Here is a 14,376-nt window from a genome sequence, read left to right on the forward strand (position 1 = left end):
GCGGAACCGAAGGAAATCGGGACCGCGGGGCAAGACCATGTCAGAAGATGCTGATTGCTTATTCGCCGTTGGTCTGGAGATAAGCGATGAGGTCAGCACGATCCTGCGGGTCCTTGAGGCCCGGATAGGCCATGCGGGTGCCCGGCATGTATTCACGCGGTGCTTCGAGGTATTCGAACAGCACTTCGGGCGTCCAGGTCAGGCCGCTGCCCTTGTTGGCGTCCGAGTAATTGAAGCCTTCGATCGAACCAGCGGCACGGCCAACAACGCCGTAGAGCGACGGGCCAACGCCGTTCTTGCCTTCTTCGATCAGGTGGCAGGTGCGGCACTGTGCGAACACGGTTGCACCGGCAGCGGCATCGCCGGTGAGGTCAGCGAAAGCGACATCGGCAGCCGGCTCGGGAGCGGGCTCTTCAGCAGCCGGTTCGGCTTCTGCAGTGGCTTCGGTTTCGGCCGGTGCTTCTTCCGGAGCGTTGCCGCCGCCACAGGCGGAAAGCGCAACCAGACCGGTCATTGCGACGGTGCTCAGAATAATCTTACGCATAGTGATCTTCTTCCCTTTTTCTTTGGCAGACCCTCCCGCGTCACCACAGACTTTTAATGCGTTGTTTCAGAAAGATTTTTCCCGAAACATCAAAAGCCTGCGCGGTCCCACCACGAGTGATCTCCTATCCGTAACGCACCAGAAAGAGATGGGTTTCGCAAAAAATGCATTCGCTTTCGCCCCTTCTCATTAGGGGGTGCGTGATGCTGCCCGCTACAGGATCGCGATTGCCTAACGCAGAACCATCGCTAAACAGGCCAGCATGAAAAACCTTGCATGGCACACCAAGCTCGTCCTGGCGATGATCGCCTTTCTCCCGATCTATTTCATGATCGCTGCCTTGGGCACGAAGATCGGCCTTTGGAGCTGGCAGACGGGACTCGGCGCGATGACATTCTCCGCCGGACCCTACCTGCTCGGCATCGTCGCTGTGGTGGCGCTCATTTCGCTGGTTATCGGTTTGCTGAAAAAGCCGCGGCTCAAGCATGTGATCGCGATCGCGGCGCTGGGAGTGCTTATCCCGGCGGGAATGTTCCTTAGTTTTTTGTCCGTGCGTTCAACAGCCGGAGAGAATCCGATCCACGATGTCGCAACCGACACCGCTGATCCCCCGGCCTTTTCCGCTGAAACCATGGCAGCACGCGCCGAAAGCGGAGCCAATCCGCTGAGCGACTATCAGGTGCCGCTGGGCGAGCTGGAACTGTACAGGGGCAGCGCGCCTGAACTGGCGATCAAGAGCCACGCGCAGATCATCAACGACACCTACGCCAACCTGTCACCGCTCCCGCTTGGCGGAGCGAGCCAGGCCGATGCCGTCGCTGCCGTCGCTGCCGCCATGGGCAGCATGGGCTTTTCCGACATTCGCCAGAACGCCGAGGAAGGCCGGGTCGAAGGCGTGGCCGAAACCTTCTGGTTCGGGTTCAAGGATGATGTGGTTGCCCGGATCGGGGAGAACGAAATCGATTTCCGCTCTGTCAGCCGCGTGGGCCGCAGCGATCTGGGCGCCAATGCCAAGCGGATCGCCGAACTGCGCGAGCGGGTTGCCACCCAGATAGGCCAGCGTTGATCGCTAGCGGAACTGCGCGACGGCCATCGCGCTGCGCTGGAACACCGTCAGCACACAGAGCGCGGCGTAGCCATAGGCGATCATGCCGAACCAGTCTGGGAACAGGCACATCGCGATGAACACCGCGATCGTCTCGGCCCCTTCGGCCAGCCCGGTCGAATAGAAGAAGCTCTTATTGCCGTGCTTTTCCGTTTCCTGGCCACGCTTGGCCGCGATCACGGCAAAGGCAAGGAAACTCACGCCCGTCAGCACGAAGCTTGCAACTAGCACCAGCGCCGGCATTGAGTTGGCCGGGGCCATGATGCCGAAGGCGAGCGGGATCGACACGTAGAAGGCGAAATCGCCGACGATGTCGAAATACCCTCCCAGATCGGTCGGAGCGGTGGCCCGCGCAACCGCCCCGTCCAGCCCGTCAGCCAGTCGATTGGACATAATCAGGGCAAGGCCAAGCCATAGCTTGCCAAAGGCGATGGCTACGGCCCCGCCCAGCCCCAGCGCCAATCCGGCGAAGGTCAGCATATTGGCGCTGACACCCCACCCCGCGATCACGCGGCCAGCGCGATTGAGCGGCGGATCGATCAAGGGCCTCAACCGCGCATCGAGCATTAGCCATAGCCCCCGAATGTGACGAGCCCTATCCATGCCCCCGTCATCGCACTCGCCAGATTGCCGGCGATCCAGCTCTTGATCCCCAGCCCGGCTGCCTCGGCCCGGCGCTCCGGGCAGAGCGTGCCGATGGTCGAAACCAGCAGGCCGACGCTGGCAAGGTTGGCGACGCCGCAGAGCGCATAGGTGACGATCAGCAAGCTCCGTGGCCCGAGCGTCCCTTCAGGCAGCGCGGCAAGCTCAAGGTAGGCGACATATTCGTTGAGTATCGCCTTGGTCCCCATCAGACCGCCCGCAGCCTGCGCTTCGGCCCAGGGCACGCCGATGGCCCACATGAAGGGGGCAAACAGCCAGCCGAACAGGCGCTTGAGCGTCAGCGGCTCGTCACCGACCAGTGGCAGCAGAGCGAGCACCTGATCGGTCAGCGCAACCAGCGCGAACACCACTATGATGACCGCGATGACAGCCAGGAAAAGCTGCATCCCGTCCATCGTCCCTTTGACGATGGCATCAATGCTGTTGTCGTATTTGAGACCCGTATCTTCCGTGTCCGCTTCGGTCCCCTGATCCTCCGCCGATCCCGGGACCATGAGTTTCGCTATCAAAAGTGCTGCAGGTAGCGAGACAAGCGACGCGGAAATCATATGCCCGACAGCATCGGGCACGGTATCGCGCAAGGTTGTAGCGTAAAGGATCAGGATCGCTCCGCTGATCGTCGCCATTGCGAGGACCATGACCTGAAACAGTTCGGCCCGGCTCATCCGGGCGAAGTAGGCGCGCACCACAAGCGGGCTTTCAACCACGCCAAGGAACATGTTGGCGCCCCCTGAAAGCCCCACAACCCCGCTCACCCCGAGGCTGCGCCGCAGCAGGAACGACAGGCCGTTCACCAGCCAGCGAAGCACGCCCCAATGCCAGAGCAATGCCGCGAGGGCTGAGAACACGATCACCAAAGGCAATATCTGAAAGGCAATGATAAGAGGCGGTTGCGCACCCTCTTTCAATTCGAATGGCAAGTCTGCGCCGCCAAGATAGCCGAACATGTAAGACGATCCGGCCAGCGTCGCCCGCTCTATCGCCGCCACGCCTTCATTGGCGAGCGTTACCATGTCCCAGACAAAGGGGACGCGCACGATCAGCACCGCCAGAACGCATTGCAGGGCAAGCGCGCCGGCAATCCACCGCCAGCCGGGACGCTCGCGGCGATCCTCGCTCAGCGCCCACGCCAGCGCGAGCAGCAAGGCAATGCCGAAAATCCCGCGCAGCTGATCAAACAGTTCCACCGGTTCAGCCCCGCCGCCATGCGTGGTATTTTTCCACCCATGCAAGCAGCCCCTCGGGCTTGTTCGCCTTCTTCCAGTTGCCAGCAGCAAATTTGTTCGCTTCGGCCATGGTGGGGTAGGAATGGATTGTGCCGAGGATCTTGTTCAGCCCGATGCCGTGCTTCATCGCCAGCACATATTCGGCGAGCAATTCGCCCGCATTGGCGCCGACGATGGTCGCGCCCAGAATGCGATCCTTGCCCGGCGCGGTCAGCACCTTGACGAAGCCTTTGGTCTCGCTTTCGGCAATCGCCCGGTCGAGATCGTCGATTTCATAGGTGGTCACTTCGAAAGCGACGCCCTGTTCGCGCGCTTCGGTTTCGTTGAGGCTGACGCGGGCAAATTCCGGATCGAGGAACGTCACAGCCGGGATCACGCGGTAATCGGCCTTGAACTTGCGGAAGGTGCCGAACAGCGCATTGACGCTGGCATACCATGCCTGATGGCTGGCGGTATGGGTGAACTGGTAAGGCCCGGCCACATCTCCTGCGGCAAAAATGTTGGGGAATTTCGTGGCGAGGAATTCGTCGGTGCTGACGGTCTTGTCCGTGTCGATGCCGAGCGTTTCCAGTCCGAACCCGGTCAATCGTGCCTTGCGCCCGACAGCGACGATCAGCGTGTCGAACGGGACTTCGCTTGCGCCGCCATCCTGGCTCTCGGTTATCAGAACGCCGTCTGCGACCTTCACCGCCTTGTGACCGGTCAGCACGGTGACGCCCGCCTCCTCCAGCACGGCTTTTGCCAGCGATGACACATCTTCGTCCTCGCGCCCCAGCAGCCTGTCCGCCATTTCGACCTGAGTCACTTTCGAGCCAAGCCGCGCAAGTGCCTGACTCAATTCACAACCAATCGGCCCACCGCCAAGCACTACGACTTTGCCGGGTGCCTGATCCATCTGGGCAAACGCATCCCACAGCGTCTCGCTGGTGAGATAGTTCGATTGCCCGATCCCTTCGATCGGCGGCACCACCGGTTCTGCTCCGCTGGCGATCACGATGCTGCGGGTGGTGAGCCGCTGCGTCTCTCCATCATTCCGGGCGATTTCGACCGTCCATGGGTCGATGATAGTGGCATAGCCCTTCACCACATCGACGCCGAGATCGGTGTAACGCTCAACGCTGTCGTGCGGCTCGATCGCCTTGATGACCTCCATCACCCGCGCCATCGTTTGCTTGAACGGTATCTGCGGCTCTACCGGAGTGATGCCGTATCGATCAGCGTTGCGCATGACGCTGGCGACCTTGGCGCTCTTGATCAGCGCCTTGGACGGCACGCAGCCGGTGTTGAGGCAATCGCCGCCCATGTCCTTTGCCTCGATCAGCGTCACCTTGGCCTTTACCGTGGCGGCGATATAGGCCGAAACGAGGCCCGCGGCGCCTGCACCGATCACCACCAGATTGCGGTCGAATTTCGCCGGGCGCTTGAATCCGGCATAGACCCGGCGGCGCTGGATGACGCCGATAATCGCCTTGGCGATCCAAGGCACGATGCCAAGAAATACGAAAGAGCCGATAAGCACAGGCGAAAGCAGCCCGGAAGTGCTTTCGATCTGCGCCAATTGCGTGCCCGCATTCACATAGGCGATCGTCCCAAGCAGCATCCCCGCCTGGCTCACCCACGCGAAGGTCCAGGTGCGGATGCGGGTCAGCCCCATCACCAGATTGACGACGAAGAACGGAAACAGCGGGATCATCCGCAGGGTGAAAAGATAGAACGCTCCGTCGCGTTCGAGCCCGGCGTTGATCGATTTCAGCCGCTCCCCAAACCGCGCCTCTACCGAGTCACGCAGCACGAAGCGCGATGACAGGAAGGCAAGCGTTGCCCCCAGCGTAGAGGCGAAAGAGACGAGGATCGTGCCTGTCACCAGCCCGAACAGCGCGCCTGCCGCCAGCGTCATGATGGCGGCACCCGGTAGCGATGCCGCCGTCACCGCGACATAAATCAGGATGAACGCGCCCAACACCAAGGCGGGGTTTTCGGCATAGAAGCCCTGAGCCTGATCGACGACCCGCTTGATCCCGTCGAGCGTCAGATATTGCCCAAGATCGAACAAGAAATAGGCCGCCACCAGCGCGCCAATCGCAAGAATGATCAGTATTTTCTTCATCGGGTTCCTTTGAACGCAGTCATTCGCGCGATTTCGCTCCGGGGTTACCCGGGTTTTGCCAAAGCGGCGTATTGGGAAAGCCAGCGATTGTCGATCCAGTGTTTCAATCGTGAAACCCATCGCCCTTGTGCGGCCAACGGGCCATAGCTGGCGATGGCCTCTTCCCTGCCGGTGGACATGAGATAGAGATTGTTCCAGCGCGGTGTGTAGCTGCGCTGCGGGGCAAGGCCGGCAGCCATCAACCTCAAGTTGTCAGCCAGAACCGGCCCGCCAAAGACCGCATGAACCCCCGAATGTGCAATCCGGCGGTCCTGGCGCGCGGCGACATCACCTACGGCAAGGACATGCGGGTGCGAGATCGAGCGTTGAAACCGGTCCACCGCAATGAAGCCGCTTTCATCGCAGACCAATCCGCCCTGTGTGGGCCAATCCGGCGCTCCGCTACCCATCGCGGCGACGATCAGGTCAACCGGTTCGCATGAAGCGCGTTCGACATTGAGTTGCCCTGCCTTGATCGAGGCATCACCGACGATGACCTCGATGCCCTGCTGTTGAAGTTCCGCCTGAACCTTGCCCCTGACCGCCGAGGAGAAATCAGGGAGCAAGCCCGCAGCACCCGTCACAAAAGCGATATCGGGCTGCCGATCGAAGCGGGCCGAATTGCGCAAGCCAAAGGCAAGCTCGGTTCCCCCGGCGCCCCCACCGATCACAGCGATCCTTTTAGACGCGTTGTGACGATCAAGCTCATCAACGAAGCGATCTATCGGTCTGATATCGATAATCCTCGGATCGTCGCCCAGCAGCTTCGCGGCTTGCCCGACACCCCCGGTATCAATCGAGGCAATGTCAAACGGCAGCTCAAAGCCTTGCTCACTTCCGATAACCCGCGCATCAGGATCGATCAGGACACAGTGATCAAGCACCAGATCAACCCCGGCGCGGGCCGCAAGTCCGGACAAGTCGACCAAACCGGTGTCCCGGTCATACTGTCCGGCGATCCAGCCCGGCACCGTTCCCGAATAGCGCAGGTGCCGGTGCGGCGTGATCAAGGTCGCGCGGGCGCTTGGCAGGCCCTTCCTGATCCAGTCTGCGAGGACTGCCAAATGTGCATGGCCGCCTCCGATCAAAAGAATATGCGCTGCGCGATCAACCATCCGAATTGTCGCCTCCGCAAACCCTATTGAACATGAAATACGGAACTCCCAATTGCCAGCCGCGATCAGGAACCCCTAGCCCCCTTAGGCGTTCGAACCCATTGAAGGTAACACCAATCTTGCCCCCTCCGCCGGTTTTTGGGGATCCCGGCACCTTTCCAGGATTGGTCGACCAACTTTTGCTGATTGGACGGTACGGCAGTCATGGCACTTGAGTCCCCGAGTTATGGAACTCGGCTTTCCCTCGTAAAATTCTTCAGGCGCTTCTTCGAGATTCTCCGGCCCGAAGGCAGCTTCTACTGGCTGGCGATCATTTACGGCATCGGTATCAGCCTGCTTTCGCTTGCGACTCCTATTTCGGTGCAGATGCTGGTCAACACGGTGGCCAACACGGCGCTTACGGCACCGCTGGTGATGCTTTCGCTGACTTTGTTCGGACTGCTGATAATCTTCGGGTTGCTCTACGCCTTGCGCATCCATCTCATGGAGCTGTTCGCTAGGCGGTTCTACGCCCGCATGGTGGCGGAAATCACGCTGATCTCGGTCTACGCGCAGAACCCGTTCTTCAGCGACAACAAGCGTGGTGCGCTTTTCAATCGCTATTTCGACGTGATCAATGTGCAAAAGGCCCTCCCGGTGCTCTTCATCGGCGGGTTCAGCGTGGTTTTGCAGGTGGCGGTCGGTTTTGTGCTCGTATCGCTCTACCACCCGCTGTTTCTGGTCTTCACCCTTGTCATGTCGGCGCTGATCTGGGTGATCTGGCTGATCTGGGGTGCCCGCGCGGTCCGGACCGGGATCGATCTTTCGCATGCCAAGCACGGCACGGCTGACTGGCTTGAAACGATCGGCGGATCGAACGGCTTCTTCAAATCGCAACGGCGCATCGATTACGCGCTTGATCGATCGGATCAGCAGACTCACGAGTACTTGAAAGAGCGCAAGCGCCACTTCCGCCAGCATTTCGCTCAGACATTGGCCTTCCTGCTTCTATATGCCGGAGCAAGCGCGGCGCTGCTTGGTCTTGGCGGCTGGCTGGTAATTCAGGGACAGTTGACCCTCGGGCAGCTTGTGGCAGCCGAACTGGTCCTGTCGGTCGCTTTCTTCGGCGTGGCGCAGTTGGGCACTTACCTCACCTATTTCTACGATCTGTGCGCCGCTGTCGAGGAACTGTCCTTGTTCTATGACGTGGAGCAGGAGGAGGTTGCTGGCGAAAACCCGATAAGCGGGCTTGATCACACGCTGGTTTTCAAGGGGGCCACTGGCATCGCCCGCCAGCGCGAGGCCGAATTCAACCTTGAAATCCCGAGCGGCGCAATCGTGATGGCGGCCGCGAGCGACCACGGCGTGCAGCGGCTTTTCACCAACCTCCTCAAGATGCACGAACGTCCGAAGGCCGGGTTCCTGACGATGGGCGGGGTCGATTTCAAGGACATCGAATCCTACAATTTGCGCAAGGACGTGCATGTGCTCGACCGGCCCACCTTTGTCGGCATGACGATCCGCGAATATCTCGGTCTTTCCTGCCCCGATACCGCCAGCAAGCGCATGGTTGCCGCGCTGGAGACGGTCGGGCTGACGGAGACTGTATCAAGCTTCGAGAAAGGCCTCGACACCCCTATCGCGCACAGTGGATGGCCACTTTCCTCGGTTGAGCTGCAGCAGTTGAAACTGGCGAATGCCTTGCTCGAACAGCCGCGCATCCTCGTTCTGAGCCGGCTGTTCGACTTGCTCGACGAAGAACATATCGCCCGCGCGATCGAGGAACTGCGCTCACAGGCCTATTCGACGGTGATCTATTTTTCGAGCCGCAGGATCGACCTTGGCTTCGACAGGTTCCTTTACCTCGAAGCGAAGCAGCAGACGTGGTTTGACGATTTCGAGCAGTATCGCCTTGCCGTCAAAGGCGGTTTGGAGGCGCGCACGACATCCCGGGCAGCCCCCACCCCATCCGTTGCAGCGGGGGGAGAGTGACCATGGAAGCCCTCAAACAGGACATGGCGCATTTCACCGCGCTTGAAAGCGTAAAGACCCCGCGCATTTTCCGCACTGTCTTTGTCTTGCTGCTGATCGCCATACTCGCGGTGCTATCCTTCCTCGTCTACGTGCCCTGGGTGCAAACCATCGGCGGCGTCGGGGTTGTCACGACGCTCAACCCGAATGAACGACAGCAGGAAATCAACGCGCTGGTGTCCGGCCGGATCGAGGAATGGTTCGTCAACGATGGCAGCCGGGTGAAGAAGGGCGATCCAATCGCACGGATCGCGGATATCGACCCGAATCTGGTCCAGCGGCTCGAAGCGGAACGGTCGCAGGTGGAAATCCAGCTGCAAACTGCGCGCAATGCCCTTGCAACGGCAGAGATCGACCTGCGGCGAATGCAGGAACTGTTCGCCGCCGGCCTTTCGGCCCGCCGTGATTACGAACAGGCACAAATCCGTGTGGAAGAGATGCGTGGACGTGTTGCGGAGGCGCAGGCCAACCTCGCCCGGACCGAAACCAATCTGGCGCGCCAGTCCGAACAGCTTGTCACCGCACCGCGCGACGGCTTCATCCAGAGCATCAATGCCGGTGATGCAGCTACCTTTGTCAGCTCTGGCCAGGTGCTCGCAACCTTCGTGCCCGAAACCACCCGCCGAGTGGTTGAAGTGTTCGTGGACGGACGTGACGTGGCGTTGGTGCAAGGCGGAGAGAAAGCTCGCATCGAATTCGAAGGCTGGCCTGCGGTGCAGTTCAGCGGGTGGCCGTCGGTTGCGATCGGGACTTTCCCCGGCGTGGTCGCAACGGTCGATCAGGTCGCGCAGCCCGACGGGCGTTTCCGCGTGCTGATTGCAGAAGATCCCGATGCCGGGCCGGACGAGAAATGGCCGCCGGAACGCTATGCGCGCTTTGGCACGGTTGTCAGATCATGGATCCTGCTCGAAACTGTGCCTGTCGGCTATGAGATCTGGCGCCAGCTGAACAACTTCCCGCCGGAACTCACTGCCCGCTCCGGACAGGGACAGGGTGGGTAACCATGCTGTTTCGAGCCGCGCTGATTGCTGCGCTGATGGTCGGATTGGGCGCTGCGCAGGCATTAGCTCAAGACATTGAACCGGTTGGCGACCCCTTGGAGGAGGCGCTGAAGACCGGGCCGTTGCTGCCTGACGAGGTTCTGCGCAGTTCGGCCCTTACCTTCCCCGCCATCCTCGAAAGTTTCGAGCGCGAAGCGGCAGCGCGAAGCGATCAGCTTGCCGCCGACGGCGCCTTCGACCTGATGCTGAAGGGCGAGGCCTATGACCGGATAACGGGTTTTTATTCGGGTGGTTACGGATCGATCGAGGCCCGCCAGCCGCTCGCACCGATGGGCGCGGAAATCTACGGTTCCTATCGGCTGTCGGACGGCGACTTCCCGACATACGAGAATTACTACAACACCAATCAGCTGGGTGAATTCAAGGTTGGGGGTTTGTTCTCGCTCTTGCGCAACAACCGGATCGACCAGCGCCGCTTTGGGGTCGAGGATGCGCGTCTTGCCAGCGGTCAGGCCAGCCTCGACGTCCTTCTGGTGCAGCTCAATGTCCAGCATGAAGCGCTCAAGGCCTATTGGCGCTGGGTTGCGGCGGGCAATGAGATCAGGGTTTATGAGGAGCTGCTCGAAATCGCGGAAGCACGCGCAATCGGGCTGGAGCGGCAAGTCAGGCTGGGCGCGACACCGCGCATCGCCTTGACCGAGAATGAGCAAAACGTCATCCGCCGCCGCACTTTGCTGGCCGAAGCACAGCGGAATTTCGAAACTTCGTCCAATTCGTTGAGCTTTTACCTGCGCGATTCAAACGGGCGCATGATCATGCCGACCCGCGCCCACTTGCCCGATCAGGAACAGATAGACTCGCTGCCCGACATGCAATCGCTGATCGCGATGCGGCGCAGCGACATCCTCCAGAACCGGCCGGAATTGCAAACTTTCCGGCTCGCTATCGAACGCGCCGAGAACAAGGTCGAGTTGCGGCGCAACGATCTCCAGCCGCAGCTGGATCTGAATGTGGAGCTTTCGCGTGACTTCGGACCTGTCGGAGCTGGTGGCCCGGGCTTCGATTCCACCGATACCACAGTCGGAGTGACCTTCACCGTTCCCCTGCAGCGGCGGCAGGCCCGCGGGCGGTTGCAGCGGGCGGAGGCCGAATTGCGCGAAATCGAGCTGCGTGAACGCCGGATCGCTGACCAGATCGAAGTCGAACTCGACAATATTCTGACCAACCTCAACGCCGCGCTCAGGCTGGCAGGACTGGCTGAAGACGAAGTCGAGCAGGCATCAGCCATGGTTGAGGCGGAACGCCGGCGGTTTTCTCTGGGGGCAGGCGATTTCTTCCTTGTGAACCTGCGCGAAGAAAGCGCCGCGGACGCCCGCATTCGAAAGATCCGCGCTGATCTGAACGGTCGGCTGGCTGCGGCAAGCTACAATGCGGCAACGATGAACCTAGATGAACTCGGGCTCGAATAACGCTGTTCAATAGACCCAAAGTCTAACAGGACGCGCAGTGCATTGAATGGTATTCTGGCCACATGGCCAGTGAAATTGCCGAAATCGCCCGCTTCCTTCGTGCTTCGACTCCGTTCGATGCACTTGATGAGGAAACGCTTGCAGCGGTGAGCCGCCAAGTGGAAGTCGCCTACTTCCGCAAGGGTGAAACGGTGATCGAAGCGGGATCACACAACGACCGCCTTTTCATTGTCCGATCGGGCGCGGTTGAACTGAAGCTCGCCGGCGAAGAATTGACCGCTCGGCTTTCGACCGGATCGTGCTTCGCCTATCCCTCGCTCCTGCGCGGAGGTGAAGTCCGCAACACCACCAGCGCTATCGAGGACACGCTGCTTTACTCGATCCCGGCAGGCCGCTTTCACAGCCTGCGTGAAACCGTGCCTGCGTTCCGAGCCTTCTTCGCCGAAGACGAAGCGCAGCGCATCCGGCACGCCTTGGCGCAAAGGCGTTCGGGTACCGGTTTCGCTCTTGAGGATCGGCAGGTGGGAGACATCATCGGGCGCAGCGCTCCAGTCACATGTCCGCCTGACACCTCTATCTACGAGGCCGTTCAATTGATGCAGGCCCAGAATGTCAGCACGCTCGCGATATGCAGCGCGAGCGGACTTACCGGGATTTTCACTGACAAGGATTTGCGCGGAAGGGTGGTCGCCGCCAACGTCCCGCTGGACCGGCCTATCGGCGAAGTGATGACCCCCGATCCGCGCACCCTGACCACCCACAGCCCCGTCGCAGAAGCAATGGCGCTGATGACCAGCGGGGGATTCAGGCACATACCCCTGATTAACGATCACGGCGATCTGACTGGAATCCTCAGCGCAACCGACATCCTTTCAGCCATCGGCAGCAATGCGATTGATACCGGCGCGATGATTGCAAAGGCACGCACTGCTGACGAACTGATCGAGGCATCTCGGCGGGTGCCGGAAAGCTTTGCCCGGATGATCGCATCGGGCATCCACGCCAATCAGGCGATGCGGTTTACCTCCGCGCTGGGGGAAGCCGTCCATCGCCGCGCCGCGCAATTGGCGGAACAAGAGCTTGGCGCCCCGCCCTGCCCCTATGCATTGGTGGTGTTCGGTTCACTGGCGCGCGAGGAGCAACTGGTGGGTTCGGATCAGGACAACGGCCTGATCATCGACGACGCTGCCCGCGACAGCGATCTCGCCTATTTCGAGGCGCTCGGCACCTTTGTCTCAGACCTGCTTAACCAATGCGGCTATGTCTACTGCAAGGGCGGGATCATGGCGAAGAACGCCGACCAACGTCTGACCCTTGGCGGTTGGAAAGATCGCTATGACGCGTGGATTTCGCGCCCTGACGAAGATCGCATTTTGCGCGCAACGATCTTCTTCGACATGCGCTGCGTTCATGGTGATGTGGGGCTTGCCGGATCGCTTCAGGATGCGGTGATCGATCTGTTCAAGGACAGTCCGCTGTTCGTAAGCTTTCTCGCTCGGGACGCCCTGCGCAGCAAGATCCCCCTCGGCTTCTTCCGCAATCTCGTGCTGGAAAAGGCGGACGACGGGCAAAAGGTCTTCAACGCCAAGAAACAGGCGATCATGCCGATCATCGACATTGCGCGAACCCATGCGTTGTCAGCGGGTGTAGCCGAAGTCGGAACGCTTGCACGGCTCGAAGCGCTTGCGAAATCGGGAAAGATGCACCGGGACGATGCCGAGAGTCTGGCCGATGCGCTGCTTTTCGTGAACGAATTGCGGATCGCCCACCAGGCCCGGCAGATCGAGGCGGGGCAAACCCCGGACAACATGATCGCGCCATCAGACCTGTCGCCGCTTGAACGCGACTATCTCAAGGATGCCTTTGCGGTGATCCGCGATGCGCTCGACACGCTGCGCCGGAATTTCGCCGGCGGGATTGCCTGACATGGTTTCAGCCAGAATTGCTCGCTGGCGCCAGGAACGTGCTTTCAAATCGCTTGCGTCAAGCGATCAGGCGCTGCTGCACGCCTATGCCGCAGCCGATTGGCCCGATCCCGCGACGCCTGCTCGCGAAGCACCATTTCTGGCGCTGGATTTCGAACTCGACGGGCTGCGCAAGGACGCGCACCTGCTTCAGGCGGGATGGGTGCCCTTTACCGGCCGCGGCATCGCAATGGCGGGCGCACAGTCGATCGACATCCGCAGCTATGCACAGCTCGATGATGAAGCCGTCACCATCCATGGCATCGGGGAACAACGCGCCGCACAAGGCGAGCCTGTCGCCAAGGTGATCGCGGCCCTGATCGAGGCGATGGCGGGCCGGGTGATGGTCGCGCATGCCGCCGGAATCGAGAAATCATCGTTGCAACGCATGACGCAAAAGCTGTTTGGCGAACCAATACCGATCAGACAGGTCTGCACGCTATCGCTTGAGCGCCGCATTAACCCCAATTGCATCGGCCCCGAGGCCTATCGTCTCGCCTCATGCCGGAAGCGGTATGGGCTCCCCGAATATCAGGCGCATGACGCGCTGACCGATGCCATTGCTGCGGCAGAACTGTTTCAGGCGCAACTGACCCGGCTTTCTTCAGCGACCACTCTCGGCGATCTCGAACACGGTTGAACCCTGTTCAAGGCGGGTAAGACTAAAGTCTCTCTCCCTTCGCTGCCCCTCTCAACCTAGCCTGCTGTTTCAAGCTCGCGGATTCTCGATGCGGGCGACGGCAACGATAGGGGAGAGAAATGGACGATACCGGTACCACCGCCGATCCCGGCGAATTCGATCACGGCGGAGGAGACGGCTATGAAGCGCCCTCCTCCGATGTTTCACAGCAATCCGCTGCGGAAAGCAGCGAAACCAGCGAAGCGGAAGGCGCTTATTGGCGCGAAAACCTCCGCTTGCTCTTTGCCTTGATGGCGATCTGGTTTGCCTGCTCCTTTGGCGCAGGCATCCTGTTCAGAGGCTTCCTCGACCAGTTCATGCTGGGCGGATACCCGCTCGGGTTCTGGTTCGCGCAGCAGGGCTCGATCTACATCTTCATCGCGCTGATCTTCTTCTACGTGGTTCGTATGAAGCAGATCGAGCGCAAGTATGATCTCGACGACTAAGGGGGCGG

12 protein-coding genes are annotated in these 14,376 nt (G+C 60.6%); 7 read left to right on the plus strand and 5 right to left on the minus strand.

Annotated elements, in window-relative coordinates; genetic code table 11:
• Positions 1 to 58: 58 nt before the first annotated feature.
• Positions 59 to 544: a c-type cytochrome gene (locus L1K66_RS14045; RefSeq protein WP_252258418.1), complete on the minus strand. Its 486-nt coding sequence runs from the start codon at positions 542 to 544 to the stop codon at positions 59 to 61.
• Positions 545 to 806: 262 nt separating this feature from the next.
• Between L1K66_RS14045 and L1K66_RS14050 the strand changes: the two genes are divergently transcribed.
• Complete coding sequence (locus L1K66_RS14050) at positions 807 to 1,610, plus strand: DUF1499 domain-containing protein (protein WP_252258419.1); 804 nt, start codon at positions 807 to 809, stop codon at positions 1,608 to 1,610.
• A 3-nt stretch (positions 1,611 to 1,613) separates the two neighbouring features.
• On the opposite strand, the gene L1K66_RS14055 is transcribed toward L1K66_RS14050, so the two are convergent.
• The 4 genes from L1K66_RS14055 to L1K66_RS14070 are packed head-to-tail and all read right to left on the minus strand — an operon-like array spanning position 1,614 to position 6,799.
• Positions 1,614 to 2,201: a CDP-alcohol phosphatidyltransferase family protein gene (locus L1K66_RS14055; protein WP_252258420.1), complete on the minus strand. Its 588-nt coding sequence runs from the start codon at positions 2,199 to 2,201 to the stop codon at positions 1,614 to 1,616.
• Positions 2,202 to 2,215: 14 nt separating this feature from the next.
• On the minus strand, positions 2,216 to 3,499 hold the full coding sequence (locus tag L1K66_RS14060) for a NupC/NupG family nucleoside CNT transporter (protein ID WP_252258421.1): 1,284 nt from the start codon (positions 3,497 to 3,499) through the stop codon (positions 2,216 to 2,218).
• A 4-nt stretch (positions 3,500 to 3,503) separates the two neighbouring features.
• Positions 3,504 to 5,645 (minus strand): FAD-dependent oxidoreductase, encoded by a 2,142-nt coding sequence (locus tag L1K66_RS14065; RefSeq protein WP_252258422.1) that lies wholly within the window; start codon positions 5,643 to 5,645, stop codon positions 3,504 to 3,506.
• Between the two features lie 44 nt (positions 5,646 to 5,689).
• Complete coding sequence (locus tag L1K66_RS14070; RefSeq protein ID WP_256471458.1) at positions 5,690 to 6,799, minus strand: FAD-dependent oxidoreductase; 1,110 nt, start codon at positions 6,797 to 6,799, stop codon at positions 5,690 to 5,692.
• Positions 6,800 to 7,003: 204 nt separating this feature from the next.
• Here L1K66_RS14070 and L1K66_RS14075 point away from each other — a divergent pair, with 204 nt between their 5' ends.
• From L1K66_RS14075 to L1K66_RS14100, 6 genes are all read left to right on the plus strand, one after another.
• Positions 7,004 to 8,770, plus strand: coding sequence for an ABC transporter transmembrane domain-containing protein (locus tag L1K66_RS14075; RefSeq protein WP_252258424.1), 1,767 nt, complete (start codon positions 7,004 to 7,006; stop codon positions 8,768 to 8,770).
• A gap of 2 nt (positions 8,771 to 8,772) precedes the next feature.
• Positions 8,773 to 9,810 (plus strand): efflux RND transporter periplasmic adaptor subunit, encoded by a 1,038-nt coding sequence (locus tag L1K66_RS14080; RefSeq protein WP_252258425.1) that lies wholly within the window; start codon positions 8,773 to 8,775, stop codon positions 9,808 to 9,810.
• A gap of 2 nt (positions 9,811 to 9,812) precedes the next feature.
• Positions 9,813 to 11,279, plus strand: coding sequence for a TolC family protein (locus L1K66_RS14085; protein ID WP_252258426.1), 1,467 nt, complete (start codon positions 9,813 to 9,815; stop codon positions 11,277 to 11,279).
• A gap of 62 nt (positions 11,280 to 11,341) precedes the next feature.
• Positions 11,342 to 13,204: a putative nucleotidyltransferase substrate binding domain-containing protein gene (locus tag L1K66_RS14090; protein ID WP_252258427.1), complete on the plus strand. Its 1,863-nt coding sequence runs from the start codon at positions 11,342 to 11,344 to the stop codon at positions 13,202 to 13,204.
• Between the two features lies 1 nt (position 13,205).
• Entirely contained in the window at positions 13,206 to 13,883 is a 678-nt protein-coding gene (locus L1K66_RS14095) for an exonuclease domain-containing protein (RefSeq protein ID WP_252258428.1), read from the plus strand.
• Between the two features lie 119 nt (positions 13,884 to 14,002).
• Positions 14,003 to 14,368 (plus strand): DUF4212 domain-containing protein, encoded by a 366-nt coding sequence (locus L1K66_RS14100; protein WP_252258429.1) that lies wholly within the window; start codon positions 14,003 to 14,005, stop codon positions 14,366 to 14,368.
• The last annotated feature ends 8 nt before the right edge of the window (positions 14,369 to 14,376 follow it).

The organism is Erythrobacter aurantius, from assembly GCF_023823125.1.
GTDB lineage: Bacteria > Pseudomonadota > Alphaproteobacteria > Sphingomonadales > Sphingomonadaceae > Erythrobacter > Erythrobacter aurantius.